This window comes from Rathayibacter sp. PhB152 (assembly GCF_003751395.1).
GTDB lineage: Bacteria > Actinomycetota > Actinomycetes > Actinomycetales > Microbacteriaceae > Rathayibacter > Rathayibacter festucae.
Window position 1 is genome coordinate 1 of the sequence record NZ_RJUT01000005.1, and the last position, 26,691, is coordinate 26,691.

Consider the following 26,691-nt stretch of genomic DNA (forward strand, 5'->3'; position numbering starts at 1 on the left):
AGAACTCAACACCCGCCCCCGCAAAACCCTCGACTGGGCCACCCCCGCCCAACGCCTCGACCAACTCCTCGTTGCAACAACCACTTGACCACAAGCCCACCGTCGCCAGCAGGACGGGTCTGCAGACTCGTCTTTCGGGCGCCGGTGGATCTCGATACGCCCGCTCCGCGGGCTACTCGATCAGCAGGGAGTGCCGATCAGCGCGACTCGAACTCCTGGCGGAGCGTCCCGTGGATCGGGTGCGCCGGGTCGTCGCCGACCGCGCGCGCCGGGTCGTCGATCTCGACGGCGCGTCCCGGTGCGAGGTCCGCGTCACCGCCGATCATCTCCGAGACGCCGTCGAGCAGATCCTCGGCGATCCGGCTCGAGAGCCCGCTGCGCTCGCCCGGCCCGGGATCGGTGAGCTCGTCGACCGGAGCGGCCAGCGCCGCCTCCAGTCCCGTCCGCTCGACGCCGGCCTCCGGCTCGTGCTCGATCCGCCGCGCCTGCTCGTGCTGTGTCTCCGACCCCTGGGGCATCGTCGCTCCTCGTCCGTCTCCTCGCGGCAGCGTCGTCCCGAATGGGGGCCGAGCGCTCCCGCCGCTGCCCCGAGCGTAGATCACGGCGTGTCCGATCGCGGCGTCAGTCGAGCAGCAGCCAGGAGTGCGCCTCGACCCGCTCGCCGCCGACGCTCGCCGCCTCGTCGCCGAGATTGAGCGCGAGCCGGGCGCTCTCGCCGGCCGGCCCCTCGGCCACCAGCAGCACGGCGGAGTTCGACAGGTCGACGCTCCTGGCCCGCGCGGCGACCAGCCACGGGTGCCGGCGGCGGAAGGCGATGACCTCCTGGTGCACGCGGTAGGCGTCGTTCCGCGGCCACTCGGCCGGGTCCGCCGGGAACTCCGGCCGGATCGCGTCGTCGCCGCCCGCGCGCTCCTCCTTGACGCCCTCGAGCCCGCGCTCGTCGCCCGAGTAGATGCTCGGCACGCCGCCGACGAAGCCGAGGATCGCGACGGCGTGCCCGTGGTGGCGCGGGTCGCTGATCGCGCTGGCGAGCCGGGTCACGTCGTGGTTGCCGACGAAGGTCAGCGGCACGAACGCCTCGAGGCACTCCGCGTGCCGCTGCAGCGTCCAGTCGAGCTCGAACAGGTTGCCCTCCTCGATCGAGCTGCGCACCGACTTCCAGAGCTCGTACTGCGTGACGGAGTCCAGACCCGACTCCCGCACGTAGCCGGCGTAGTCGCCGTGGATGACCTCGCCGACGAACCACGCCTCCGGGAAGCGCTCGCGCACCGGGTCGATCGCGGCGCGCCAGGAGGAGGGGTCCACCGCGTAGGCGGCGTCGAGCCGCCAGCCGTCGATCCCGCGCTCGAGCCAGTGGCTCAGCACCGCGGAGACGTGCGCGGCGACCTCGGGGTTCGCGGTGTCGAGCTCGACGAGCGCCTCGTGCCCCTCGAAGACGTCGACCGGCAGGCCGTCGACCTCGCGCGCCGCGTCGGTCCGCCGGAAGCGTGCGGCGGCGGGCGAGCCCTCGCCCGCCGCCACGGCCTCGCGCCACCACGGGTGCTCGCGGCCGACGTGGTTGAAGACGCCGTCGAAGACGAGGCGGATCCCGCGCTCGCGGCAGGCCGCGATCAGCTCGTCCAGGTCGCGCTCGTCGCCCAGGCGCGGGTCGACCCGGAAGTGGTCGACGGTGTCGTAGCCGTGCGTCATCGAGGCGAAGACCGGCCCGAGCAGCAGGCCGTTGCAGCCCAGCGCGAGCAGGTCGTCGAGCCAGGGCAGGATCCGGCGCAGGCGGTGCTGCGGCTCGTCCCCGGGCTGCGGCCCGTCGGCCGAGGTCGCCTCGGCGCCGAGGAACGCCAGCGGGTGGATCTGCCACCAGATCGCCGTCGAGATCCAGCCGTCCGTCGTCGTCTCCGCCACTGCGGCCGCCTCTCCCGGCGGGCTCGGGTGCGCGCCGTCGGTGAGTGTAGCGACGGCCCCTGACATCGCCTCCCAGCCGCTCCCGACGGCTCCGCGGGCTGCCGATCGGCGTGTTTCCGGGGATTCCGTCGCGCGAATCGCCGCCGATCCGGGATCGGGCTGGTAGGTTACGGACGGTCCGACCGGTCGACGGGGTCCGTCCCCGGCCGTTGGACGACACACAACCACCAGCTGTTCTCAACAGCGCGAACGTCCTGGGAGGACACTCCAATGGCTGACAAGTCGCTCAACCGCACCGAGCTCGTCGCGAAGATCGCCGCCGACTCCGGCCAGAGCCAGGCCGCCGTCAACGGCGTCCTCGACTCGCTCTTCTCGACCCTCGCCGACTCCGTCTCCAACGACGTGAAGGTCACCATCCCCGGCTGGATCGCCGTCGAGCGCACGTCCCGCGCCGCGCGCACCGGCCGCAACCCGCAGACCGGCGAGACCATCCAGATCGCCGCCGGCCACTCGGTCAAGGTCTCGGCCGGCACCAAGCTCAAGGCCGCCGCCAAGTAGTCGCGGCTCGCGCCCTCACGGCGCAGCAGTTCCACACGAAGACCCCGGCCCTCCGCCGGGGTCTTCGTCGTCCTGCCGCCCCCCAGCCGCGAGAACGTAGGCTTGCCGGGTGAATCGAACCGTCCGGATCGCGGGCCCGGCGCTCCTGCTCGTGGTCGCCGCCCTCGTCGCGCTCCTGGCGGCGCTCGCGTTCGGCGGCGGTTCGGCGGCACCGCTCCTGAACGACCCGGGGCTCGTCGTCCGCTTCGGCCTCCCGGTCGCCAAGCTCGCGGTCAACCTCGGCGCCGCCGGCATGATCGGCTCGCTCGTCCTGACGCTGTTCGCGCTGAGCCCCCGCGCGATCGCGAAGCGCACCGGCGCCCCCGCCGAGGCGGAGCCGCGCACCGAGTACACGATCGCGCTCGACGTCGCCGCCGCGAGCGCCGCGTTCTTCGCCGCCGCCTCCGCGCTGACCGGCTTCTTCACCTTCCTCAACGTCACCCAGACGCCGCTGAGCCTCGACCGCGACTTCGGCACCAAGCTCAGCTACTTCATCGGCAGCATCCCGGTCGGCCAGGCCTGGCTGATCACCACCCTCCTCGCCGCCGTCGTCACGGTGCTCTGCTTCGCCGTGCGCAACCAGACCGCCCTCGTCTTCGTGACGGCGATCGCGCTCCTGACGCTGCTGCCGATGGCGCAGCAGGGCCACGCGGCCGGAGCGAGCGGCCACGACGCCGCGGTCACCGCCCTGGGCCTGCACCTGGTCTTCGCCGCGATCTGGCTGGGCGGGCTGGTCACGATCATCGTGCTGCGCCCGCTGCTCGGCGGCGCGCGCCTGCTGCCCGTGATCGGGCGCTACTCGAGCCTCGCCCTCGTCAGCTTCATCGTGGTCGCCGCCTCGGGCTACATCAGCGCCGAGCTGCGGCTCGCGACGCTCGGCAACCTGCTCACCGGCTACGGCGTGCTGGTGCTCGTCAAAGTCGCGGCGCTGACCGCGCTCGGCGTCTTCGGCCTCGTCCAGCGCCGCTTCCTGATCGCCCGCATGCGCAGCGCCGGCGGAGCGGGCGGGCGAAGCTTCTGGTGGCTCGTCGCCGCGGAGATCGCCTTCATGGGCATCGCCTCCGGAGTCGCGGCGGCCCTCGCCCGCACGGCGACGCCGGTCGACCAGGTCGCCGCCACCGAGCTGACGAACCCGACCCCCGCGGAGCTGCTGACCGGCGAGCCGCTGCCGCCCGCGCCGTCCGCCCTGAACTTCCTCACCCTCTGGAACGTCGATCTGGTCTGGCTCCTGGTCTGCGGCTTCGGCATCGCGTTCTACGTCGCGGGCGTCGTGCGCCTGCACCGCCGCGGCGACCGCTGGCCCGTGCATCGCACCGTGCTCTGGATCGCGGGCATGCTGCTGCTGGCGTACATCACCAACGGCGGCGTCAACGCCTACGAGAAGTACCTGTTCAGCGCGCACATGCTCGCGCACATGGTCCTGACCATGGCCGTCCCGGTGCTGCTGGTCCCGGCCGCGCCGGTGACGCTGATCGCGCGAGCCGCGGCGCGGCGCACCGACGGCTCCCGCGGCGGCCGGGAGTGGGTCCTGCTCGCCGTGCACTCGCGCTTCGCCACCGCGATCTCGCACCCGATCGTCGCGGCGCTGCTGTTCGTCGGCTCGCTCTGGGGCTTCTACTACTCGCCGCTCTTCCGCTGGGCGACGACCGATCACATCGGCCACGAGTGGATGATCGTCCACTTCCTGATCACCGGCTACCTCTTCGTGAGCGTCCTGATCGGCGTCGACCCGAGCGTGCACCGCGTGCCCTACCCGATGCGCCTGCTGCTGCTGCTGGGCACGATGGCGTTCCACGCCTTCTTCGGCCTGGCGCTGATGACGGGGGAGGGCCTCCTGCTCGCCGACTGGTACGGCGCGATGGGCTGGGGCACGAACGCCCTCGACGACCAGCAGGCGGCCGGCGGCATCGCCTGGAGCATCGGCGAGATCCCCACGCTCGCCCTCGCGATCATCGTCGCGGTGATGTGGAGCCGCTCGGACGCGCGCGACTCCAAGCGGCTCGACCGCCAGGCCGACCGCACCGGCGAGGCCGAGCTCACCGCGTACAACGACCGCCTGGCCGCCCTGCAGAAGCGCGGCTGAGCCGGGCCGTCCCCGATCCGGGCCGTCCCGGTCGAGTCGTCCCCGGTCGACGGACGTCCCGCGACAGCCCCGAGCGGGTTCCGCGGGCGCTTCCTAGGCTGGCCGCTGCTGTCCGACCTCGCCCGCGTCCCGCGGGCTCGAGGCGCAGCGCTGCGAGAAGGGGAGCGCATGATCGAGGCACGAGGCCTGACCAAGAGGTACGGAGCGAAGACCGCGGTCGACGGGATCGACTTCACCGTGGCGCCGGGGAGGGTGACCGGATTCCTCGGACCCAACGGCGCCGGCAAGTCGACGACGATGCGGATGATCGTCGGTCTCGACCGGCCGTCCGCCGGCTCGGTGCTGGTCAACGGCCGGCCCTACCGGGAGCACGCCGCGCCGCTCGCCGAGGTCGGCGCCCTGCTCGACGCGAAGGCGACGCACCGCGGCCGTACTCTCCGCGACCACCTGCGCGTGATCGCCGCGACCCACCGCATCCCGCGCTCCCGGGTGGAGGAGGTCATCGAGGTCGTCGGCCTCGGCAGCGTCGCGCGCAAGCGCGTCGGCGGCTTCTCGCTCGGCATGGGCCAGCGGGTGGGCATCGCGACCGCGCTGCTCGGCGACCCGCGGACCCTCCTGCTCGACGAGCCGGTGAACGGCCTCGACCCGGAGGGCGTCCGCTGGGTCCGCGACTTCGTCCGCGCGAAGGCGGCGGAGGGCTGCTGCGTGCTGCTCTCCTCGCACCTGATGAGCGAGATGGCGCAGACCGCCGACCACATCATCGTCCTCGGCCGGGGCCGGATCCTCGCCGACGCCCCGCTGGACGACTTCCTCGCCGAAGCGCGGCCGCGCGTGCGCGTCGAGAGCCCGGACTCGGTGCGGCTCGCCGAGTTCCTCGCCGCCCGCGGCGCCGCGGTCGCCGTCACCGGCGGCGGGCTCGAGATCGAGGGGCTCGAGGCGCCGGTGATCGGTGCGCTCGCCCACGAGGCCGGAGCGGTGCTGCACGCGCTCACCGCGCTGACCCGCTCGCTCGAGGAGGCCTACGTCGCGATGACGGCCGACGCCGTCGAGTACACCGCCGCCGGTCCCCACGGATCCCAGCCCCTCGAAGGAGCCTCCCGATGACCGCGACCGCCCCCAGCCCCGTCCGCGACGCCCCGAGCGGAGTGAGGCTCCGCCTCGACGGAGTCGTCCTCTCCGAGCTGCTCAAGCTCGTCACCGTCCGCTCGACCTGGTGGTCGATCGTCGTCTCGGTGCTCCTGGCGCTCGCTCTGGCTCTGGCCCTCGGTGCCGTCGTCACGCCGCCGAAGGAGGGCTCCGTCTCCGCGTTCGTCGCGGGCGGCGCGACCCTGCACCTGCAGTTCGTCGGCCTGGTGATCGCCGTGCTCGGGGCGCTGTCGCTCGGGGGCGAGTACTCCACCGGGATGATCCGCTCGACCTACACCGCCGTGCCGCGCCGGGTCCCGTCCCTCCTCGCCCGCGGGGTCGTCGTGGCCGTCGCGTCCTTCGTGGTGGGCGTGCTCACCTGCGTCGGCTCGTTCGCCGTCATCGCCGGGATGCTCGCGGCGAAGGGCACGCCCACGTCGCTGCTCGACGACGGCGTGCTGGGCAGTCTGCTCGGCGGCGGCCTCTTCCTGGCGGTCATCGGGGCGTTCTCGGTCGCCGTGGCGGCGCTGCTGCGCAGCACGGCGGCCGCCATCGGCCTCTCGGTCGGCGTGCTCTTCGTGCTGCCGCTGCTCGCGAGCATCGCGGGCGGGCTGCTGCAGGCCCAGTGGATCATCGACGTCAGCCCCTACCTGCTCTCGAACCTTGGGCTGGCGCTGTCCAGCGTCCCGAGCGAGGGCTCCGGCGTGGAGCAGATCAGCACGACGTCCGCGCTGCTCGCCAGCGCCGGGTGGCTCCTCGCCGTCTGGGTCCCGGCGCTGACGGCGACGCGCGTCCGCGACGTCTGACCGCGGCGCCGAGGTGCGGGGGTCGGCTGGGTACAGTGGAGCGGTGACCCAGCCGACCCTCTCCGACGAGCAGCAGCGGGTGTTCGACCTCATCGAGAACACCCGCGAGCACCTGTTCGTCACGGGCCGCGCCGGCACCGGCAAGTCGACCCTGCTCAACTACCTGAGCTGGAACACCGACAAGCAGATCGTCATCTGCGCGCCGACCGGGGTCGCCGCCCTCAACGTCGGCGGGCAGACGATCCACTCGCTCTTCCGGCTCCCCATCGGCGTCATCGCCGATTCGGACCTCGATCAGCCGCCCGAGCTGCGGAAGCTCCTGAACACCATCGACACCCTCGTCATCGACGAGATCTCGATGGTCAACGCCGATCTCCTCGACGGCATCGACCGCAGCCTCCGCCAGGCGCGGCAGCGCCGGTCCGAGCCGTTCGGCGGCGTCCAGGTCGTCCTCTTCGGCGACCCGTTCCAGCTCGCGCCCGTCCCGGGCGACCCGGAGGAGCGCGCCTACTTCGCCGACCGCTACCGCTCGCTCTGGTTCTTCGACGCGCTGGTCTGGCAGGAGGCGCCGCTGCGGATCATCGAGCTCGGGAGGATCCACCGCCAGAGCGACGAGCGCTTCAAGTGGATGCTCAACGCGGTGCGCTTCGGCATGGTCACCAAGGAGATCGCGGACGTCCTCAACGCCGCCGGTGCGCGCACGCCGCCCGAGAACGACGCAATCACCCTCGCGACCCGCAACGACACCGTCAACCGGATCAACCAGACCGCCCTCGCGCGGCTCAAGGGCCCGGTCAAGACCGCCTCGGCCGAGATCAGCGGCGACTTCGGCGGCCGCGCGTACCCGGCCGATCAGAACCTCGAGCTGAAGATCGGCGCGCACGTGATGTTCCTGCGCAACGACGCCGAGCAGCGCTGGGTGAACGGCACGATCGGCCGCGTGACCAAGGTGGCCGGCACGGTCTGGGTCGAGGTGGACGGCGAGGTGCACGAGGTCGAGCCCGCGACCTGGGAGCGCTACCGCTACTCCTACTCCGCCGCGACCAAGAAGCTGACCCGCGAGATCGTCGCCGAGTTCGCCCAGTTCCCGCTGCGCCTGGCCTGGGCCGTCACGATCCACAAGTCGCAGGGCAAGACTTACGACTCCGCCGTGGTCGACCTCGGCTCGCGAGCGTTCGCCCCCGGTCAGACCTACGTCGCGCTCAGCCGCATCACGAGCCTCGAGGGGCTCTACCTCACCCGGCCGCTCCGGCCGAGCGACATCATCGTCGACAAGGACGTGCTGCGCTTCATGTCCGAGCGCCGGGCCGAGCCCGCGGCCGTCGCCGAGCCGGAGTCCGCGTCCTCCTGAGCGCCTGAGCCCCTGAGCCCCTGAGCGGCCCGTCAGGCCGCGGCGCGCGAGCCGGCCAGGTCGCGGAACACCGCGGTGGTCAGCCGGTACGCCTCCGCCACCTCGGCGATGACGCGCTCGCGCTCGTCCTCGTCCCAGCCGGCGGCGTCGAGCTGCTCGCGGTAGACCGCGCGGAAGGCGGACGGCGTCGCGATCTCGCCGTAGAGGTAGAAGCCCACGCCGTTGGTCTCGAAGCCGAAGCGCCGCTGCAGCAGGCTCCGCACGATCGAGCACCCGGAGAGGTCGCCGAGGTAGCGGGTGTAGTGGTGGGCGACGAAGCCGCCGCTCCAGCCGCTCGCGACGGTGCGGATCCGCTCGACGTAGGCCGCCGTGGAGGGGAGCGGGCTGATCCGCGAGCGCCAGTCCTCGCCGACCAGGAAGCGCAGGTCCTCGCCGATGGCGGGCAGCCGGGTGAGCTTCGGCGAGATGAACGGCGCGGCGACCGGGTCGCCCGCCATCGCCTCCGCCACGGCTTCGAGCGCCTCGTAGACGAAGTAGTGCTGCGCGATCATCGCGACGTAGTCGTCGCGGCTGCCGGACCCGGTCATCAGCGCGGTCATGAAGGCCGAGACCTCGTCGTCCGCGGCGGACCGACCGAGGCGCGTGCGAAGGGCCTGCGAGAACGAGGTGACGTTCGAGACGTTCGGCACGGCGGCCTCCTTCGGCGTCTTAGGTTGCCCTTACCTTAGCTCGAAGGCACCGCGGTCGCCAGGGCAGGGCTCAGTGCGAGTGCCCGCTGTCGGTGACCGTCGTCATCATCCCGCCCATGTCGTGCGAGCCCTCGGAGGAGGCGGACAGCGCGGGCGTCGCGAGGGCGGAGACGAGGAGCGCGCCCGCGAAGAGACCGAGGACCGCGCGCGGGGCCGAGACGGGCCGCTCCGCGGTGCGCTGCGAGCGGAGGGTCGCCGCGACGACGGCCGCGGCGACGAGCTGCAGGGCGCCCGCCGCGAGGGCCGGTAGGGGATCGCGGAGCAGACCTGCGGCGATCGCGAGGACGAAGCCGGCGACGGTGACCCCGGTGACGGCGAGCGCGGTCCGCGGGAGGACGATCCGGTCGCGGGCGAGGACGACGACACCCCAGACCAGCTCGACGACACCGAGGGCGGCGAGCGGGAGGGTCCCCGCGTCGAGCTGCCCGGCGGCGAGGGAGAGGTGCACGAGGCCGGCGCCGATCCCGGCGAAGGCGGCGTTGCCGCGGGCGACGGTGCTCATCGCGGTCTCCGATCGTGGTGGAGGTGCAAGAGGAAGAGGCCCCGGATCGACACACCGCATCGTGTCGTCCGGGGCCGTTCGGTCCGTCCGCCGCGGAAAACGGCGGGCCCGCGGCGGACGGAGTCTGGGGGGAGCGGACGGATCCGCTCCGGGTCAGGCGACGGCGGTGCGCGCCCGGGCGCCCTTGTCGGCGGTGAGCCCGACTCCGAGGAGGACGAGCGCGCTGGCGAGGTGCAGGAAGTGGTCGGCGGTGTTCAGCGCGAGCACGTTGAGTGCGGTGTTGACCAGGAAGAAGCCGACGACGCCGAGCAGCAGGTAGACCGCGCCGACCGTCGTGTTGACCGTCTTGGCCGCCGAGGTGGTGGAGAGACCGGCGATCAGCAGCGCGCCGCCGATGAGCAGGTGCGCGATGTTGTGCAGCGGATTGACCTCGAAGATGCCGAGGAGCAGTCCGCCCTCCGTCGCGAGGAACTGGACGCCGCCGGTGACGACGAAGCCGAGCAGTCCGACGACCACGTAGACCGCGCCGAAGAGCGTGGCGAGCAGCCGGTTCGGTGATGTGCGCATGATTCCTCTTCTCCTTCCGGGCAACGCCTCCGCGTCGCTTGTCCCTTCTTCGTAGCAGCCGCTCAGACGGTTTGGAAAAGGGGTGGCCGGATCCGGATCCGCGTGGTTCCGGGTCACGGTCGGGACACGAAAGCCCCCGCGCCGGCCCCCGCCCCGTGCTGCGCGAGACCGCGCCCGTACAGTGGAGGGGTTCCAGCACGCGTCTTCGGGGGGAGTCGAACGGCATGATCGGTGGCCGCAGGCCGACCCGGGTCGGGGCTCTCGTCGTGACCGCTCTGGTCCTCGCCCTCACCGGCTGCACCGGCGGTGCCGACTCGGTCGTCCCGGACGCGCCGCCCGGGCCCGTGCCCGACGAGCTGGGGACCGCGCTCTCCGGCTTCCTCGTGGAGGCGCAGGGCGCCGCGGGGGCCACCGGCGCGATCGCGGGCGTCTGGTCGCCCTGGGCCGGCGGCTGGGAGACCGCGGTCGGCTCGATCGGTGACTCCGAGGCCACCCCGGTGACCACCGAGACGCACGTGCGCCTCGGTACCGGCGGGACCGCGGCGATGACCTGCGACGTCGTCGTCGCGCTCGCGGAGAAGGGGACGCTCGATCTCGACGCCGACGTGGGCGAGTCCCTCACGTCGCTCCCCGGCATCGAGGGGATGACCCTCCGCCAGCTCTGCTCGCACACCTCCGGCCTCGCCGACTTCCGCTCCATCCTCTGGCCGACCGTGGTGCAGAACCCCGCCCGCGAGTGGCCCACGCTCGAGCTGATCTCGGCCGCGCAGGTCAGCGCGCCGATCGCCGAGCCGGGCGCCGCGTGGGCCGACTCCTCGACCGGACCGCTGCTCGCCGGCGTAGTGGCGACGCAGGCCACGGGGCGCAGCATGCAGTCGCTGTACGACGAGTACATCGTGCCCCGCTACGGCCTGAGCAGCACCCGCCTCCCCGGCGACTCCGAGCTCGAGGTGCCCGGCCCGGCGATGATCGGCTTCTCCGCCGCCCTCGACCCGCGCTCCGGCGCTGTCCAGTGCGGGGTCCCCCGCGACCTGTCCCAGGCCTCGCCCTCCTCGCTCGGAGCGGCCGGCGGCGCCGTCACCGATCTCGACGATCTGCGCCGCCTCGCCCAGGGTCTGGCGTCCGAGCCCGCGGGGGAGGCGATGTGGGCCGATCCCGTCCCGCAGGGTCAGGGGCGGGCGGAGTGGCTGCTCGCCGGTCTCGGCGGCCACCAGGCCGGCCCGCTGCGCGGGTTCTCCGGCATCGCGCCGGGCTTCCTCACCGCCGCCTACTCCGATCCGGAGTCGGGGCTGACGGTCGCGGTCGCCTTCAACAGCTCGACCGCGGGCGACGGCTTCGCCGCCTCCGCCGCGCGCGCCCTCGCGGCGATCGCGGTCGAGCAGGGCGCGGCGGCCGGCGACACCGGGCTGCCCCAGCTGCCGTGGACGGCCGACGGCGAGCGCGGCGCCGTCCAGGGCGCGCGCCCCTGCTGAGCGGTCCTACCCTGGACCCATGCCGATCACTCCCGACACCAAGGACTGGACCTGGGTGCTCGAGCGCCCCTGCCTCGAGTGCGGCTTCGACGCCTCGCTCGTCGAGCCGGACGCCGTCCCCGCACTGATCCGCCAGAACGCCGCCGCCTGGCCGTACGTCCTCGAGCGCGAGGACGCCGCGGGCCGCCCCGACGACGAGACCTGGTCGCCGCTGGAGTACGCCGCGCATGTGCGCGACGTGCACCGCATCTACCGGCTGCGCCTCGGGCTGATGCTCGAGGGCGACGACCCGCTCTTCCCCAACTGGGATCAGGACGTGGCGGCGGTCGAGGAGCGCTACGACCAGCAGGACCCCGCGGCGGTCGGCCGCGAGCTCGTCGAGGAGGCGGACCGCATCGGCCACGTCTTCGAGGGCGTCGACGGCAGGCAGTGGCAGCGCCCTGGTCGCCGGAGCGACGGCGCGTCCTTCACGGTCGAGACGATCGCGAAGTACTACCTGCACGACGTCCAGCACCACCTGCACGACGTCCAGGGCTGAGCGCCCGGAGCCGGCTCGCCGGTCGGTGCGTCAGCAGTCGATCAGCTGCGGGTTGAGGAACGACAGGGTCCGCGCGTAGGCGAGCGCCGCGGCGGACGGGCTGACCGACTCCCGCAGGGTGGCGTTCGCGAAGTGCCGCCCGGTGTCCGGGTAGGTGTGCGCGGTGACGGGCGTGCCCGCCTCCTTCAGCCGGCCGACGAACGACTCCGGGTCGTCGCCCTCCGGCCAGTCGTCGCTCTGCGCGTAGTGCAGCAGCGTCGGGCAGGGCACCAGCGCGTGCTCCTCCCGGCCGAGGGTCGCGTAGTAGGCGACCACGGCGTCCACGAGACCGGTGGCGGCGACGAGCAGCGCCAGCCGCCCGCCGAAGCCGAAGCCGATGATCGCGGAGCGGGCCGCGCCGGCTGCCGCCCCGGTGCGCACCGCGTCGGCGACGGAGGCGAGGGCGCGGTCCTGCGCCGCCATCGCGGCGAGGTCCCGCGCGTCCTCGGCGGCGAGCGTGGCCCAGCCGTCGTAGAGGTCGGGGACGAGCACGTGGTAGCCGTGCTTCGAGACGGCCTCGGCGAACGGCTCCAGCCAGGGCAGCCGGCCGAACACGTCGTGCAGGATCACCACGACGGGGCGGCCGGGGTGCCCGTACTCGAGGGCGATGCCCGGAGACGGGATCTGGACGAGCTCGCTCACCCGTCCAGCCTGCACCGTCGAGGGGCCGGATCGGCGGATCGGCGCCGATCCGGTCGGCGTGTCGGGCTGAGCGCCCGGGGGCTCGTCGGACTGTCGACGAGCCCCCGGGGCGCCGAGCGCCTAGGGGCTCGTCAGAAGGTTGACGAGCCCGTAGCCCTTGGTCGGCGTGGCACCGAACACTGTCCAGGTTCCTCCCGGGAGCCGGTAAGCCGGGCCGTTCGCGGTGAAGCCGGGGCGCAGCGCGACCGTGCTGTCGAACTCGCGCCACTGGTCCCCGCCCGCCGCCTCCGCGCTGGCAAGGTGGTAGGTGCGACCGGCCGCGAGCGTCACCGGTGCGGCGAGCGGCCGGTACTGGAAGCCCAGACCGTCGGTCTCGCTCACCGCGGTGTCGAGTGCGGCGGTCGCCACCGCCGTCCCGGTGGTGGAGTCGTAGAGGCTCAGCTGGTGCACGCCCGTCGTCGAGCCGGTGACGAGCTGGCGCCCGAGCGCGGTCACCGTGACCGGCGAGGCTCCCGTGGTGAACGACAGGCCGACCTCTCCGGTCAGGTCGTTGCGGACGGTGCCGGGGTCGGCCTGGGACACCAGGCTCCCCGCCGCGGGGGCCGCCGTCGTGGTCACCTCCGCCCGGTCCAGCGCGGAGACGCTCTGACTCGCCTGCGGGTTGAAGCGCCCCGTGTGGCGGAACTCCAGCGTGTGCGGTCCCGACGCGAGGTCGGGGCTCTGCCAGATCAGCTGGTCACCGTGCCGCTGCGCGGCGTAGAGGTCGAGGTCCGTCGGCGGTCCGCCGTCGATCGACACGCGGGCGATCCCGGCGGTCGGGCCGGTCACGCCGCGCAGCGCGACCTTCGTCCCCGTGAACGACAGCGTCGCGGTCGCGTCCTTCTGCCCGGTGTAGCTGGTCGTTCCCGCATGCAGGTTCTGCGGGTCCCCGCACGCCGCGGCGGCGCAGTGGCCCCAGCCGGCGCTGTAGGACCACTGGTTCGCGCCCGTTCCGATGGTGGCGTCGTCGACCTGGATGCGGGCGTTCGCGCCGGAGTAGCTCAATCCGTCGATCACGAACGTCGTGATCGAGTTCGCGGGCAGGGAGGACGTGAGTGTCGAGCCCGCGATCGTGCCCGCGCTGACCGGCGCGATGCTCTCCGTCGCCGAGGTGCGGAACGCGGTCGCCGAGGCCGTCCCTCCGAAGGCGCGGAGGTCGAGGGCGATGTCGCGGGCCGCACCCGAGCTGTTCGTCGCGACGGCGACCAGCTTCCCGGAGCCGAAGTCGTACGCGGTCATCGTCGAGGGGTCGGTGTCGGCGATCATCACCGAGCCGGGGCGGAGGAACTTCGAGTACTGCCCCATGGCGTAGTAGCGCTTCGGGAACGTCAGCTCGCCGGAGCCGCTCGCCGCGTAGTCCGCGTAGACCAGTCCCCACAGGTCGTTGAGCTTCCCGCCGTTGGTCGGGCCGTCGACGGCCTGCCAGATCACCCACGCCTCGGGATGCATCTCGTCCTGGTTCTTGATGATCCGCGAGGACAGCTCGAGCGCCGCGCCCATCGACGTCGGGCTCGTATCGTCCCGATCGCCGTTGCTGCCCCACTCGGACATCCAGAGGCTCGTGTTCTCGCGCTCGGCGACGAGCCGCACCGCGTTCCCGTCGCCTCCGCCGTAGTCGTGGGTGTCGATCTGGGTCAGGCCGTCGCGCACCGCGGGGGAGTAGGAGTTGACGCCGGCCACCGTGCTGGCGACGCTGACCTCGTCGGACGCGGCGATCCCCGTCGACGGGGTCATCCCGCGGCTGCTCAGCGCCGCGATCAGCTCCTGGTACACGGCGTTCTGAGTCGCCTGCGACGCGTTCATCCCCTGGGTGCCGATCGGCGTCGTCACTCCCGGTGTCGGGTAGTCCTGGAGCAGCGCCGGCCAGGTGGTGTCCTTCGGCTCGTTGAAGGGCTCGATCGAGGAGATCGGCACGCCCGTCGTGGTCTGCAGGTGCTGCGTGACGGTGGCGAGGTGCGCTGCGTAGTCGTCGTAGAACGCGGGGTCGAGGTTGTCGGTGCCGGGTGCGGAGAAGTCGCCCATGGAGCACGCGGTCTTCGTCATCCAGACGGGTGCCGAGTAGTTCGTGGCCTGGAAGACGTTCGCCCCCCGCTTCTGAGCGGCGCGCAGCATCCAGGTCTGGCCGGAGGTGTCCGCCCAGTCGTAGGTCCCCTGGGTCGGCTGGAAGGAGTGGAAGTCCGACTCGGGCCACTGGGTGGCCGCGCAGGTGTTGGCGGGGCCGTCGGCCCCGTACACGTAGCGGGCGACCGTGAAGCCGAGCCCGTCCACGGGATCGAAGAGCGCGGTGGCGAGCGCCTCCCTGGCGGGCACGGAGGCCCATCTGCCCGATCCCTCGGCCCACCAGGCCAGGGAGGTGCCCCAGCCCTGGATGGTCTGGTAGGACGTGCCGGGATGGATCCCGATCGTGACCGGGGCGGCCGCGACGGCGACCGGTCCGGTGGCGAGGCCCGCCGCCGCTGTCGCGACGGCGAGTGCCCCCGCGACGGCGAGGCGTGCTCGTCGAGGTGCTCGACGAGTCCGGTTCGTTCTCATGTCAACTCCTTTGTTGAGGGGTGGTCTTCGATGTCCGCGCCTTCGTGCTGCGGCTCCGGTGTCGCTGCCGTCGGTGTCCCTGCCGTCGGTGTCGCTGCCGTCGGCGGCCCGGTGCGCGCTGCCCGGCCTGCGGAGCGCCGGGCGGTCAGGCCCGCGTCGACATCGACGCGGCGGAATCCCGGAAGAGGCCGTTCACCGTCCGCTGGAAGACGACGTTGTCCCAGCCCGGGTGGTGCGGGGCGCTGTTGGAGCCGGGGAGGGTGCCCCAGTAGCCGAGCTCGGCGCAGCGCCGCACGGCGTGCTCGGCCAGCTGTTGGCCGAGCGGTCCGTCCTCGAAGTCGGCGTGCAGCGGGGTGTAGCCGATCCAGCCCTCGCCGATGACGGCGGGGATGCCCCGGACCCGGCCGAGCTCCGCGAACGCCTCCAGCCGCTCGTCGATCGCCGCCCGCATCGACTCCCGATGATCGACGTACTCGCGCTCCAGCCAGGCGTCCCACTTCCGCGGGTCCACCCAGTCGTAGGCGTAGAACATGCTGGGCGAGATCCCGGTGGCGGCGAGTCGCCAGGGAGGGATCGACGCGCTCCAGTCCTCGAACGCCGGAGCGTCGTCGCGGAGGAGCGACACCAGTTCGGGCGACGGGAAGTGCGGCGCGTCGGCCCGCACCCCGGCCCATTGCTCGAGGGCGCCGAGCACTCCGTAGACGTAGAAGTGGGCGTGCGCGACCTGCGCGTTCTCCGGGACGGCCTCGAGGTCGAGGTGGGGCGGTACGCCGTAGCACACGGTTGAGAGGATCTCGGGATGGTCCTCCTGGAGCACCGCCAAGGCCTCCGTGAGGAGCGGGCGCAGCGCCCGGAAGACGTCGTCGCCGGGGTCGGCGGCCTCGCGCAGGCGGGAGAGATCGACCTCGTTGTGCAGCTCCACGTACGCGACGGTGTCGACCAGGTCGAGAGCGGTCAGCTGGTCGAGCATCCGCGAGAGGGAGCGCGCGAGCGCCAGGCACCGATCCTCCGGCGCGATCGCGCTCAGCATGTCGTGCCAACAGGAGTCGGCCAGGAAGGCGGGACTCTGCTGGTACTCCCACGACGAGACGATGACGACCACCCCGTGCTTCCTCGCCAGCCGGAAGAGCTCCAGAAGGCGCGCCCTCAGGTCGAGCGTGTCCCCGCCCTCGACGTTGTACCAGCGCGTGCCCTGGCCGACTCCGTCGGCGATCCGGGCGAAGCGGAGGGCGGACGTGTCCAGCTCGTGGTCTCCGAAGAGCAGCAGGGGTGCCGCGCAGATGCGGACGGTGTTGTAGCCGCGCTCGACGGTCTGCTGCAGGGCGGCGTCCAGATCGTGGAACGGCTCTCCGGGTCGCGTCTGCGTGAACCAGGTGAAGTCCCAGAGGCAGACGGCGAGTCTCGCCGGGAGCTCGGTGGTACGGGTGGTCATGGTCGTCTCTCCTCTGATCGGACTTCGTCGTCGATCGTGCTCGTCGGCGCCGTTCGCCGGCCCCTGCGCCGGATCCTGCATCAGCCCTTCACGCCGCCCTCGGCCAGCCCCGACTGCCAGTAGCGCTGCAGCAGCAGGAACACCGCGATCAGCGGGACGATCGTCAGCAGCGAGCCGGTGATCACCAGGTTGTAGACGGGGTCGCCGCCCGCAGTCGAGGCCTGGTTGTTCCAGGCGTTCAGGCCGAGAGTGAGGGGGTAGAGGTCCGGGTTCCGGAGCATGATCAGCGGCAGGAAGTAGTTGTTCCAGACGGCGACGACGCTGAACAGGAGCACCGTCACCGTTCCCGGTGCCAGCAGCGGAGCGGCGACCGTCCAGAAGACCCGGAACTCGCCCGCGCCGTCGATGCGCGCGGCGTCGAGGAGGTCGAGCGGGACGGCGTCGCGGGCGAAGTTCCACATCAGGTAGAGGCCGAACGGCGAGACGAGGGAGGGCACGATGACCGCCGACATCGTGTTCGTCAGGCCGAGCTGGCTGAACAGCAGGAAGGTGGGCACCGCGAGGGCGGCGCCGGGCACGGCGACCGAGACGAGCACGGCTCCGAGGACGAACTGCTTGCCCCGGAAATCGTAGGTGGCGAGGGCGTAGCCGCCGAGCGCGGCGAACAAAGTCGCTCCGCCGGCGCCGACGACGACGTAGACGAGGGTGTTGGCCAGCCAGCGCACGAAGACGCCGTCCTGGTAGGTCAGGGTCTCGACGATGTTCTGGACGAGGGTGAAGTCCCCCGCGAACCAGAGTCCGAAGGACGAGGCCAGCCCCTCCTCGGTCTTCGTCGCGTTGATCACCAGCCACAGGAACGGCAGGAGGGTGTAGAGGACGACCAGGCCGCAGACCAGGCTCAGCGGGATGCTCCGCCGCGGGCTGTCGAGGGTGTACAGGCGCCCGGTCATGCGTCCGTCCTCCGGAGGGTGCGGACCTGCACCGCGAACGCGATCGCCGCCGTCATGAGCCCGAGCAGGATCGACACCGCGGAGGCGTAGCTGATCTGCTGGCCGGAGAACGAGAGGGTGAACGCGTAGAGGTTGGGAGTGAAGAACGACGAGATGGCATTCGGCGCGAGCCCCTGCAGGATGCTCGGCTCGCTGAAGAGCTGGAAGCTGCCGATGATCGAGAAGACGACGGTCACGAGCAGCGCGCCGCGGATGCCCGGCAGCTTGACCGAGCGGATGAGCCGCAGCTCTCCGGCACCGTCGATCGCCGCGGCCTCGTACAGCGATCGCGGGATGATCCGCAGCGCCGAGTAGAAGATCAGCATGTTGTAGCCGATGAACTCCCACGTGACGATGTTCCCGATGGACGCCAGGATGAGGTCCGCGCGCAGCGGATCCGGCAGATCGAGGCCGAGCGCGTCGTTGAGGGAGCCGATCAGTCCGTATCGCGAGCTGTACATGAAGCCCCAGATCAGGGTCGAGACGACGGCCGGGACCGCGTAGGGGAGGAAGACGGAGATGCGGAGGAACCGCATCCCGTGGAGTCGGCCGCTGTCGATCGCCAGCGCGAGCCCGAGGGCGACGCCGAGCATGATCGGGACCTGCACTCCGAGCAGGAGCAGCACCGTCGTCAGCCCCTGCCAGAGCTTCGGGTCCCCCACTGCGCGGACGTAGTTGTCGAGTCCGACGAAGACCGTGCCGGTGAGCAGCTGCGTGCGGAACAGGCTGGTGACGACCGCGTAGACGATCGGGGCCGCGAACACGAGCACGAAGGCGGCGAGGAACGGTGTCAGCAGGACCCAGGCGGGCCACTGCGGGCGGAGCGAGCGCCGACGGCGCATCGGAGTGGTCGAGGTCATGGCGATCCTTGTCTCGGGGCGGTCCCGGGCCCGGGGCCCGGGACCGCCGGCCTCATTTCTCGACGGTGAAGCCCTGCTGGGCTCCGTACTCGTCCAGCGACGCCTGCCACTCGAGCAGGCCCTCCTCCAGGCTGATGTCCTTGGTGTAGGCCTTCCCGACGGAGTCGTTGAAGACCCCGTTGGCGTACACCTGGTAGGGCAGGAACTCGAAGTCGCCGGGGACGCTCGCCGACGCGGTCGCGTACTGCTGATTGACCTTCTGGCCGCCGAAGTAGTCGTTCGGCTCATCGAGGAACGCCGTGGACTCCGTGGCGGGCCGGTAGGCCGGCCACAGCCCGTTCTCCTTGATGATGTCGACGCCGGCGCCCTTGGTCGTGTACTCCAGGAAGTCGTAGGCGAGCTCCTTCTGCGAGCTGCTCTCGAGCACCGAGAACCCGCCGCCGCCGTGCTCGGCCGCGACCTGCTCGCCCGCCTCCCACTGCGGGAGCTGAGCCACCCGCCACTGACCGGCCGCATCGGGCACGCTCCCCATCAGCGCCGATCCCATCCAGCTTCCGGCGGGGAGGGTCGCGATCCGGCCGGCGCCGAGCATCTTCACCCAGTCGTCGCTCCAGTCGGCGACGGGCGCGAGCAGGTCCGCGTCGATGAGCTTCTGCCAGTTCTCGGAGTACCTCGTGGTGCCGGCGTCGGCGAGATCGATCGCCACCTCGGCGTCGTCCACCTCGAACGGAGTGCCGCCCGCCTGCCAGATCAGGCTGGTCGTGAGACCCGCGTTGCCGGAGTCGTTCAGGATGTAGACCTCGGGGTCCGCGGCGTGCAGCTGCTCGGCCGCGGTCACGTACTCCGACCAGGTGGTCGGCACCTGGACGCCGAGCCGATCGAAGACGGCCTGGTTGTAGAACATCACCATCGGGCCCGACGCCCAGGGCAGCCCGAGTGTCCTGCCGTTCAGCTGCGATGCCGCCCAGGGTCCGGGAGCGAAGTCGTCGGCCAGCTCGTCCGCGCCCAGGGGACCGAGATCGGCCAGCGCGCCCGCGATGCCGAACTGCGGAAGGGCGGTCGCGTCGAGGAAGGCGATGTCCGGGGCGCCCGACTTCGCGGCGATCGCGTTCTGGAGGGCGGTGTACTGGTCGATGCCGGTGCCCACGTTGACGACCTCGATCTCGACCCCCGGGTGCTCCTCCTGGTAGGCCTCTGCGATCTGGGGGACGTTGCCGTCCCAGGTCCAGACGAGGAGGCTCTGATCCTCCGGCGCGGCCCCGCCGGCGCACCCGCCGAGGGCGAGGGCGACCGCCGCTGCCACGACTGCGGCCGCGACGCGACGCGCGCGGTTCGACGTGTGAGAAGACATCTTCGTCCCTTCTATGTGCACGATCCGAGTTTCGTCGTTCGTGCATGGTTGCGTTACCATCATCGCATGTCACATGAAAATGCGCAAGGCTCATTTTCCGGCGACGATCTTGTCGACGACGTGATGAACCACGTCCGCGAGCGGAGGAGCCAGACTGAGGACATGACCGAAGCCTCTCGGCGCCCGTCGCTCGCGGACGTGGCGCGCCTCGCCGGTGTGGCGCCCGTCACGGCGTCCCGCGTCGCCAACGGCCAGTCGAACGTCGTCCCCGCGACGAGGGCCGCCGTGCTGGACGCGATGCGCGCCCTCGGATACCGGCCCAACAGCGCGGCGCGCGCCCTGAAGAGCGGCTCGTTCCGCACCATCGGCGTCGCCGTCTTCAGCCTGGACAGCCTGGGGATGACGAGGACGATCGATTCGATCGCCCGCGCCGCCGCCGCCGCCGGGTACGCGATCACCCTCGTCCCGGTCTCGGCGCCCAGTCAGACCGGGCTCAACGGCGCGTTCACGCGCTTCGGTGAGCTGGCCGTCGACGGACTCATCGTCATCGTCGAGACCCACCTGCGGGACACGGAGGAGCTGACCCTCCCTGAGATCCCGCGGGTGCTCGTGAACGCGGCCGCCGGCGCCCGCGGACCGGTGGTGGACGCCGATCAGGCGGGCGGTGTCCGCGCCGCCGTCGAGCACCTGCTGCAGCTCGGGCACCGGACCGTGCACCACATCGCCGGCCCCCGGGGCTCGTACGCGGCCGAGCGCCGCGAGGCGGCGTGGCGAGAGACCCTCCTCGCGGCGGGAGCACCCGTGCCGCCCGTGCGGTACAGCAACTGGCGCTCCGACGGCGGGCACCTGCAGGGCGCAGCCCTGGCCGAGGACAGCGAGTGCACCGCCGTGCTGGTCTCCAGCGACGAGGCCGCGCTCGGCGTCTACCGGGCGTTCGCGGAGCACGGACTTCGGATCCCGGAGGACGTCAGCGTGGTGGGGTTCAACGACATCCCGGAGGCGCAGGACTTCTCGCCCCCGCTGACGACGATCCGCCAGGACTACCGGGCGATCGGCGAGAGGTGCGTGGCGCGTCTGCTCGAGCAGCTCGCGCACGGGGTCACCGACGAGCCTGTCGTCGAGCTGGTGCCGACGACCCTGATCGTGAGGGCGAGCACGGCGCCGCCCGCGAAGCGAGAGGCCGACGCTCGTGCCCGATAGCGCAGCGCCCGTTCCCGCAGTGCCCGACCTCGCGCGGGTGATCGCCCTGCTGGAGGCGACCTGGCCCGACAACCGGGCGGTGAACCTCGTCTTCCATGGGCACAGCGTCCCCTCCGGCTACTTCGCGACGCCGGTGATCGATCGCCGCGCCTCCTACCCGCACGTCGTCGCCGGCCGGCTCGCGGAGCGCCATCCGCACGCCGTCCTCAACGCGATCGTCACCGCCGTCGGCGGCGAGCACTCGGAGTCGGGAGCGCGGAGGATGAGCGAGGTCCTCGGCCATCGCCCGGACGTCGTCCTGATCGACTACGCGCTGAACGACAGGGCGATCGGACCGGAGCGCTCCCGCCGCGCCTGGACATCGATGATCGACTCCGTGCTCGAGGCGGGCGTCGTCCCCGTGCTGATCACGCCGTCGCCGGATCTGACCGCGGATCTCGCCGACCCCGCCGACGACCTCGTCCGGCAGGCGGAGCAGATCCGCGAGCTCGCCGGCCGCGAGGGCGTGCTGCTGGCGGACCCGTTCCGGGTCTTCTGCGCCGTGCAGGAGCGCGGCGAGCCTCTGGCGGACGTGATGTCGTACGTCAACCATCCGAACGAGCGCGGCCACGCGATCATCGCCGCGGAGATCCTCGCGGTGTTCGACGCGGCTGCCGCACGTGCCGCTGCGGCACGCGCCGCTACAGCTGAGAGCGCCGGCTGAACCGCCGTGAGCGCCGGCAGCCGGGGGAGTCGGAGCGAGTGACGGGAATCGAACCCGCGCCATCTGCTTGGGAAGCAGAAGTTCTACCATTGAACTACACTCGCGCGGCGCCGCTCGGGCGCACCGCCCCATGGTAGCAAGCCCCGCGCCCTAAGCTCGCCTCGTGCTGCTCTCCGATCGCGACATCAAGCTCGAACTCTCCTCCGGCCGCGTCGGGCTCTCGCCCCACGACCCAGCGATGATCCAGCCGTCGTCGGTCGACGTGCGGCTCGACCGCTTCTTCCGGCTGTTCGACAACCACCGCTACCCCTACATCGACCCGGCGGAGGACCAGCCCGAGCTGACGCGCCTGGTCGAGACCCCGGCGGGCGAGGCGTTCATCCTGCACCCCGGCGAGTTCGTGCTCGGCTCGACCTACGAGGAGGTCTCGCTCCCCGACGACATCGCCGCGCGGCTCGAGGGCAAGAGCTCGCTCGGGCGGCTGGGGCTGCTCACCCACTCGACCGCGGGGTTCATCGATCCGGGCTTCACCGGTCACGTGACGCTCGAGCTGAGCAACGTCGCGACGCTGCCGATCATGCTCTGGCCCGGGATGAAGATCGGCCAGATGTGCTTCTTCCGCCTGAGCTCGCCCGCCGAGCAGCCCTACGGCTCGGCCGCCTACCTCTCGCGCTACCAGGGCCAGCGCGGCCCCACCGCCTCCCGCTCGTCCCTCAACTTCCACCGCACCGACGTCTACGGCGACTGACCCCCTCCGCGAGATGCCACTTGTGCACGCTCTCCACGGCGTGTCGCGTGCACAAGTGGCATCTCGCGGGAGGGAGCGGTCAGCCGAGCAGGCGGGGGAGCTGCAGCACGAGCCAGGGGGAGAAGGCCCAGGGGGTCGCGCGGACGGCGGCGAGGGTCGCCTCGGGGTCGACCCACTCGACGTCCATGACCTCGTCGGCGCGCGGACTCAGCGCGTCGCGGCTCGACACGGTCGCCGTGTAGACGGGACAGATCTCGTTCTCGACGATCCCGGAGGCGTCGACCGCGCGATAGCGGAAGTCCGGCAGCGCGACCTCGAGCGTCTCGAGCCGGGCACCGAGCTCGCGCTCCGCACGGCGCACCACCGCGTCCTCGATCCGCTCGCCGGGAGCGGGGTGCCCGCAGAACGAGTTGGTCCACACGCCGGGCCAGGTGCGCTTGCCGAGCGCGCGCCGGGTGACCAGCAGCGCGCCGTCAGGGGCGAAGACGTGGCAGGAGAACGCGAGGTGCAGGCGGGTCTGCGTGTCGTGCACGGTCGCCTTGTCGGCCACGCCGACGGCGGTCCCGGACTCATCGAGAAGGACCACCTCCTCGAGGAGATCCAGCTGCTCGAGCTCGTCGGTGCGCACGGCGATTCCTTCCGAAGTCATGACCGTAAGTCAAGCACGACGCCGGAACTCAGCCGGCTTATTGCTAGAGAAGCGAGTTTGTTAGCCTCGACCCCGTGGATACGCGCGACCCCGTGGTTCTCTCCCGAAGGCGGCAGGAGCACGTCGATGCTGTCCTCGACCGGTTCTTCTCGCTGGCGCGCTCGCGCGCGACCCGGCTCGGACCCCGGTACCTGACCCTCTGGCAGACCATCGAGGCGAACACCCGGGGCGGCAAGCGCTTCCGCCCGCTGATGGTGATCTCGGCCTACGAGGCGCACGGCGGACTCGACCCGGAGGCGTCCGCCCACCTGGGCGCGGCCTTCGAACTGCTGCACACCGCGCTGATCGTGCACGACGACGTGATCGACCGCGACTTCGTCCGCCGCGGCGGCCCCAACGTCTCCGGCAGCTACCGCGACGAGGCGACGACCGCCGGCCTCTCGATCCCGATCGCCGAGCACCGCGGCACCTCCGTCGCCGTCATCGCGGGCGACCTCGCGCTCACCGGCGCGCACCGCCTGGTCGAGGGCGTCGGCGCCTCCGACGGCGTCCGCGCCCGGCTGCTCACCCTGCTCGACGAGGCCGTCTTCGCCTCCGCCGCGGGCGAGCTGGCCGACGTCGACTTCTCGCTGATGCCCGGCATGCCCTCCGTCGACGAGGTGCTCGAGATGGAGCGGATGAAGACCGCGGTCTACTCGTTCGAGGCGCCGCTGCAGGCCGGCGCGATCCTGGCCGGCGCCGACGACGCGGCGGTCGAGGCGCTCGGCGAGTTCGGCCGCGGCATCGGCATCGCCTACCAGATCGTCGACGACCTGCTCGGCGTCTTCGGCTCCGAGGGGCAGACCGGCAAGACCACGCTCGGCGATCTCCGCGAGGGCAAGCGCACGGTGCTGATCGCGCACGCGGCCGGCACCGACCGCTGGCCGGAGATCGAGGGGCTGATCGGCGACGAGCACCTCGACCCGGACACGGCGGAGCGGGTGCGCTGCATCCTCGAGGAGTGCGGCTCGCGCGGCTACGCGGAGGCGCTCGCGAGCGACTTCGCGAACCGGGCCTGGGACGCGCTGCACACCCCCGCGGTGACGGAGGCGTTCCGCATCGAGATGCGGCCCCTCGTCTCCAGCGTCCTCGGGCGCACCCGTTGACCGCCGGACAGGCGGCCGCGCAGCGGAGGACCGCTCGCCACGCGCGGATCTCGGCCCCGATGCTTCTCGACGCCCGCGCGCGCCGTACGGTGGCACGATGAGCCGGCAGAGCGAACTGTACGACCGCGTCGCCCACGAGGCGTCCGCGCAGGTGATCCGGCGCTACTCCACCTCCTTCGGCCTGGCGACCCGTCTGCTCGGCGCCGGCGTGCGCGAGCGCATCGAGGACGTCTACGCGCTGGTGCGCGTCGCCGACGAGATCGTGGACGGGGTCGCCGAGGAGGCGCACCTCGACCGCGCCGCCGTCGAGGAGTCGCTCGACGCCTTCGAGGCCGAGACCGAGCGCGCGCTCGCCAGCGGCTACAGCGCGAACCTCGTGATCCACGCCTTCGCCCGCACCGCGCGGGCGACCGGCTTCGGCACCGAGCTCACCGGTCCGTTCTTCGCATCGATGCGCGCCGACCTCCGCGAGACCGTGCACACCCCCGAGTCGTTCGAGAGCTACGTCTACGGCTCGGCCGAGGTCGTCGGGCTGATGTGCCTGCACGTCTTCCTCGCCGCACCCGACGCGGGCCTCGTCTCGCCCGCCGCGCGCGAGCGCCTCGTCGCCGGCGCCCGTCGTCTGGGCTCCGCGTTCCAGAAGGTCAACTTCCTCCGCGATCTGGCCGCCGACGTCGACGGCCTCGGCCGCAGCTACTTCCCGGGCGTCGACCCGCGGGCGTTCTCGGAGACCGATAAGGCGGCCCTGCTCGCCGACCTCGACGACGACCTCGCCGCCGCCGGCGCGATCGTGCCGGAGCTGCCGCGCTCGAGCCGCCGCGCCGTGCTGCTCGCGCACTCCCTCTTCGCCGCCCTCGCCGACCGGATCCGCGCGACCCCCGCCGAGGAGCTCCTCCGTGCCCGGGTCAGCGTGCCGACCGCGACGAAGGCGGCGCTCGCCGCCCGGGCCGCGGTCTCGACCATCGGCCCGCGCCTGGGCACCGGCCCGGCCCGCGCCTCCCGGTCCGCGAGCGGCCCGCACCGCGCCGTCGTGATCGGCGGCGGCATCGGCGGACTCGCCTCCGCCGGCCTGCTCGCCCGCGACGGCTGGGACGTCACGCTGCTCGAGCAGCGCGAGGTCGTCGGCGGCCGCGCCGGCTCCTGGGAGCGCGACGGCTTCCGCTTCGACACCGGCCCCTCCTGGTACCTGATGCCCGAGGTGTTCGACCACTTCTTCCGCCTGATGGGCACGAGCGCCGCCGAGCGCCTCGACCTGCAGCGGCTCGACCCGGGCTACCGGGTGTACAGCCAGGGCATCGAGGAGCCGATCGACGTGCTCGCCGATCTCGAGTCGAACCTCGCCCTGTTCGAGAGCATCGAGCCCGGTGCCGGCGCCCGGATGCGGGTCTACCTCGAGTCAGCCCGCGACACCTACGAGGTCGCCAAGCGCCGCTTCCTCTACACCAGCTTCGCGTCCTTCCTCCCGCTGCTGCGCCGCGACGTGCTCAGCCGCACCGGCCGGCTCGGCCGCCTCCTGCTCACCCCGCTGGACACCTTCGCGGCGACCGCGGTCACCGACAACCGCCTGCGGCAGATCCTCGGCTACCCGGCCGTCTTCCTCGGCTCCTCGCCGTTCGCGGCGCCGAGCATGTACCACCTGATGAGCCACCTCGACCTGGCCGACGGTGTGCTCTACCCGATGGGCGGCTTCACCCGCCTGATCGCGGCGGTCGCCGAGGTGGCGGAGGAAGCGGGCGTCACCGTCCGCACCTCCTCGCCCGCGACCCGCATCCTCACGACCCGCGCCCCGCGCGGCAGCCGGCGCGGCGCCGAGGTCGTCGGCGTCGAGTACGAGGGGCCGGAGGGGACGAGGCGGCTCCCGGCCGAGCTCGTCGTCAACGCCTCGGACCTCTTCACCACCGAGCAGTCGCTGCTGCCCGACGAGCTGCGCAGCTACCCGCCGGAGTACTGGGAGAACCGCGAGCCCGGCCCGAGCGCCGTGCTGGTGCTGCTCGGCGTCCGCGGCGCGCTGCCGCAGCTCGAGCACCACACGCTGCTGTTCACGAGCGACTGGCGCGAGAACTTCGGCCGGATCTTCGGCGAGACCCCCTCCGTCCCCGACCCCGCGTCGATCTACGTCTGCCGCCCGAGCGCGACCGACCCCGGCGTCGCTCCCGAGGGCCACGAGAACCTCTTCGTGCTCGTGCCGATCCCGGCCGACACCTCGATCGGCCACGGCGGCGTCGACGGCGCCGGCGACGCGCAGGTCGAGGCGATCGCGGACGCCGCGATCCGCCAGATCGCGACCTGGACCGGTGCCGAGGACCTCGCCGAGCGGATCGTGGTGCGCCGCACCATCGGCCCGGCCGACTTCGAGAGCGACCTCGGCGCCTGGCGCGGCTCGATGCTCGGACCGGCGCACATCCTCTCGCAGAGCGCGTTCTTCCGCTCCGGCAACGCCAGCGCGCACGTGGACGGGCTGCTCTTCGCGGGCAGCTCGACGATCCCGGGCATCGGCCTGCCGATGTGCGTGATCAGCGCCGAGGTGATGCTCAAGCGCGTGCGCGGCGACGTGTCGACCGAGCCGCTGCCGGTGCGCGACGCGCCCTCGGCGCCGGTCGCTCCGAGCGTGGCTCCCGAGCCCGCGCCCGAGCCCGTGCCCGAGCCGGTCGTCGCGGTCGCGGGGGAGTAGCG

Annotated in this window: 24 protein-coding genes and 1 tRNA gene; 12 read left to right on the forward strand and 13 right to left on the reverse strand. The window is 72.2% G+C overall.

Features of this window, described 5'->3' with window-relative positions; all coding sequences use genetic code 11:
* Positions 1 to 197 precede the first annotated feature (197 nt).
* Entirely contained in the window at positions 198 to 518 is a 321-nt protein-coding gene (locus EDF36_RS12910; RefSeq protein WP_123733358.1) for a hypothetical protein, read from the reverse strand.
* A 103-nt stretch (positions 519 to 621) separates the two neighbouring features.
* A complete protein-coding gene (locus tag EDF36_RS12915; RefSeq protein WP_260300712.1) occupies positions 622 to 1,899 on the reverse strand; it encodes an alpha-amylase family glycosyl hydrolase in 1,278 nt (425 codons plus the stop codon).
* A gap of 270 nt (positions 1,900 to 2,169) precedes the next feature.
* Between EDF36_RS12915 and EDF36_RS12920 the strand changes: the two genes are divergently transcribed.
* The 5 genes from EDF36_RS12920 to EDF36_RS12940 all read left to right on the forward strand — a co-directional run bounded on the left by EDF36_RS12920 (position 2,170) and on the right by EDF36_RS12940 (position 7,861).
* Complete coding sequence (locus EDF36_RS12920) at positions 2,170 to 2,457, forward strand: HU family DNA-binding protein (RefSeq protein WP_055786347.1); 288 nt, start codon at positions 2,170 to 2,172, stop codon at positions 2,455 to 2,457.
* Positions 2,458 to 2,566: 109 nt separating this feature from the next.
* Complete coding sequence (locus EDF36_RS12925; protein WP_221181661.1) at positions 2,567 to 4,579, forward strand: cytochrome c oxidase assembly protein; 2,013 nt, start codon at positions 2,567 to 2,569, stop codon at positions 4,577 to 4,579.
* Positions 4,580 to 4,747: 168 nt separating this feature from the next.
* The gene (locus tag EDF36_RS12930) at positions 4,748 to 5,683 is read left to right on the forward strand and encodes an ABC transporter ATP-binding protein (RefSeq protein ID WP_123733360.1); all 936 of its coding nucleotides are present in this window, start codon (positions 4,748 to 4,750) and stop codon (positions 5,681 to 5,683) included.
* A complete protein-coding gene (locus tag EDF36_RS12935; protein ID WP_123733361.1) occupies positions 5,680 to 6,510 on the forward strand; it encodes an ABC transporter permease in 831 nt (276 codons plus the stop codon). The genes EDF36_RS12930 and EDF36_RS12935 overlap by 4 nt, the downstream gene beginning before the upstream one ends.
* A 43-nt stretch (positions 6,511 to 6,553) precedes the next feature.
* Complete coding sequence (locus EDF36_RS12940) at positions 6,554 to 7,861, forward strand: ATP-dependent RecD-like DNA helicase (protein ID WP_123733362.1); 1,308 nt, start codon at positions 6,554 to 6,556, stop codon at positions 7,859 to 7,861.
* 32 nt (positions 7,862 to 7,893) lie between these two features.
* On the opposite strand, the gene EDF36_RS12945 is transcribed toward EDF36_RS12940, so the two are convergent.
* The 3 genes from EDF36_RS12945 to EDF36_RS12955 all read right to left on the reverse strand — a co-directional run bounded on the left by EDF36_RS12945 (position 7,894) and on the right by EDF36_RS12955 (position 9,679).
* A complete protein-coding gene (locus EDF36_RS12945; RefSeq protein WP_123733363.1) occupies positions 7,894 to 8,550 on the reverse strand; it encodes a heme oxygenase (biliverdin-producing) in 657 nt (218 codons plus the stop codon).
* Between the two features lie 70 nt (positions 8,551 to 8,620).
* The gene (locus EDF36_RS12950) at positions 8,621 to 9,112 is read right to left on the reverse strand and encodes a hypothetical protein (RefSeq protein WP_123733364.1); all 492 of its coding nucleotides are present in this window, start codon (positions 9,110 to 9,112) and stop codon (positions 8,621 to 8,623) included.
* Positions 9,113 to 9,265: 153 nt separating this feature from the next.
* Positions 9,266 to 9,679: a DUF4383 domain-containing protein gene (locus tag EDF36_RS12955; protein ID WP_123701737.1), complete on the reverse strand. Its 414-nt coding sequence runs from the start codon at positions 9,677 to 9,679 to the stop codon at positions 9,266 to 9,268.
* Between the two features lie 266 nt (positions 9,680 to 9,945).
* On the opposite strand from EDF36_RS12955, the gene EDF36_RS12960 reads away from it, so the two are divergent.
* Both EDF36_RS12960 and EDF36_RS12965 read left to right on the forward strand, forming a co-directional pair.
* The gene (locus EDF36_RS12960; protein ID WP_148059073.1) at positions 9,946 to 11,151 is read left to right on the forward strand and encodes a serine hydrolase; all 1,206 of its coding nucleotides are present in this window, start codon (positions 9,946 to 9,948) and stop codon (positions 11,149 to 11,151) included.
* Between the two features lie 19 nt (positions 11,152 to 11,170).
* Complete coding sequence (locus EDF36_RS12965) at positions 11,171 to 11,689, forward strand: DinB family protein (RefSeq protein ID WP_123701740.1); 519 nt, start codon at positions 11,171 to 11,173, stop codon at positions 11,687 to 11,689.
* A gap of 30 nt (positions 11,690 to 11,719) precedes the next feature.
* On the opposite strand, the gene EDF36_RS12970 is transcribed toward EDF36_RS12965, so the two are convergent.
* From EDF36_RS12970 to EDF36_RS12995, 6 genes are all read right to left on the reverse strand, one after another.
* Positions 11,720 to 12,370 (reverse strand): dienelactone hydrolase family protein, encoded by a 651-nt coding sequence (locus EDF36_RS12970; protein WP_123733365.1) that lies wholly within the window; start codon positions 12,368 to 12,370, stop codon positions 11,720 to 11,722.
* Between the two features lie 120 nt (positions 12,371 to 12,490).
* On the reverse strand, positions 12,491 to 14,941 hold the full coding sequence (locus EDF36_RS12975) for a glycoside hydrolase (protein WP_123701745.1): 2,451 nt from the start codon (positions 14,939 to 14,941) through the stop codon (positions 12,491 to 12,493).
* A gap of 145 nt (positions 14,942 to 15,086) precedes the next feature.
* Positions 15,087 to 16,373, reverse strand: a complete 1,287-nt coding sequence (locus EDF36_RS12980) for a cellulase-like family protein (protein WP_123701747.1) — start codon at positions 16,371 to 16,373, stop codon at positions 15,087 to 15,089.
* Positions 16,374 to 16,453: 80 nt separating this feature from the next.
* A complete protein-coding gene (locus tag EDF36_RS12985) occupies positions 16,454 to 17,323 on the reverse strand; it encodes a carbohydrate ABC transporter permease (RefSeq protein ID WP_123733366.1) in 870 nt (289 codons plus the stop codon).
* Positions 17,320 to 18,222: a carbohydrate ABC transporter permease gene (locus EDF36_RS12990; RefSeq protein ID WP_123733367.1), complete on the reverse strand. Its 903-nt coding sequence runs from the start codon at positions 18,220 to 18,222 to the stop codon at positions 17,320 to 17,322. Before EDF36_RS12990 ends, EDF36_RS12985 begins: the two co-directional genes overlap by 4 nt.
* Before the next feature lie 52 nt (positions 18,223 to 18,274).
* A complete protein-coding gene (locus EDF36_RS12995) occupies positions 18,275 to 19,573 on the reverse strand; it encodes a sugar ABC transporter substrate-binding protein (RefSeq protein ID WP_123701754.1) in 1,299 nt (432 codons plus the stop codon).
* A gap of 162 nt (positions 19,574 to 19,735) precedes the next feature.
* Between EDF36_RS12995 and EDF36_RS13000 the strand changes: the two genes are divergently transcribed.
* Both EDF36_RS13000 and EDF36_RS13005 read left to right on the forward strand, forming a co-directional pair.
* Positions 19,736 to 20,773, forward strand: coding sequence for a LacI family DNA-binding transcriptional regulator (locus EDF36_RS13000; RefSeq protein ID WP_123733368.1), 1,038 nt, complete (start codon positions 19,736 to 19,738; stop codon positions 20,771 to 20,773).
* The gene (locus EDF36_RS13005) at positions 20,763 to 21,476 is read left to right on the forward strand and encodes an SGNH/GDSL hydrolase family protein (RefSeq protein ID WP_123701757.1); all 714 of its coding nucleotides are present in this window, start codon (positions 20,763 to 20,765) and stop codon (positions 21,474 to 21,476) included. Before EDF36_RS13000 ends, EDF36_RS13005 begins: the two co-directional genes overlap by 11 nt.
* 33 nt (positions 21,477 to 21,509) lie before the next feature.
* Here the strand turns inward: EDF36_RS13005 and EDF36_RS13010 are convergent.
* Positions 21,510 to 21,580, reverse strand: a tRNA-Gly gene (locus EDF36_RS13010).
* Positions 21,581 to 21,639: 59 nt separating this feature from the next.
* Here EDF36_RS13010 and dcd point away from each other — a divergent pair.
* A complete protein-coding gene (gene dcd / locus EDF36_RS13015; RefSeq protein ID WP_123701759.1) occupies positions 21,640 to 22,224 on the forward strand; it encodes a dCTP deaminase in 585 nt (194 codons plus the stop codon).
* Between the two features lie 79 nt (positions 22,225 to 22,303).
* Here dcd and idi read toward each other — a convergent pair whose 3' ends face one another.
* Positions 22,304 to 22,873 (reverse strand): isopentenyl-diphosphate Delta-isomerase, encoded by a 570-nt coding sequence (gene idi / locus EDF36_RS13020; protein WP_123733369.1) that lies wholly within the window; start codon positions 22,871 to 22,873, stop codon positions 22,304 to 22,306.
* A 74-nt stretch (positions 22,874 to 22,947) separates the two neighbouring features.
* Here idi and EDF36_RS13025 point away from each other — a divergent pair, with 74 nt between their 5' ends.
* On the forward strand, positions 22,948 to 24,018 hold the full coding sequence (locus EDF36_RS13025) for a polyprenyl synthetase family protein (RefSeq protein WP_260300713.1): 1,071 nt from the start codon (positions 22,948 to 22,950) through the stop codon (positions 24,016 to 24,018).
* A 97-nt stretch (positions 24,019 to 24,115) separates the two neighbouring features.
* On the forward strand, positions 24,116 to 26,689 hold the full coding sequence (crtI, locus tag EDF36_RS13030) for a phytoene desaturase family protein (RefSeq protein WP_123733371.1): 2,574 nt from the start codon (positions 24,116 to 24,118) through the stop codon (positions 26,687 to 26,689).
* Positions 26,690 to 26,691 lie beyond the last annotated feature (2 nt).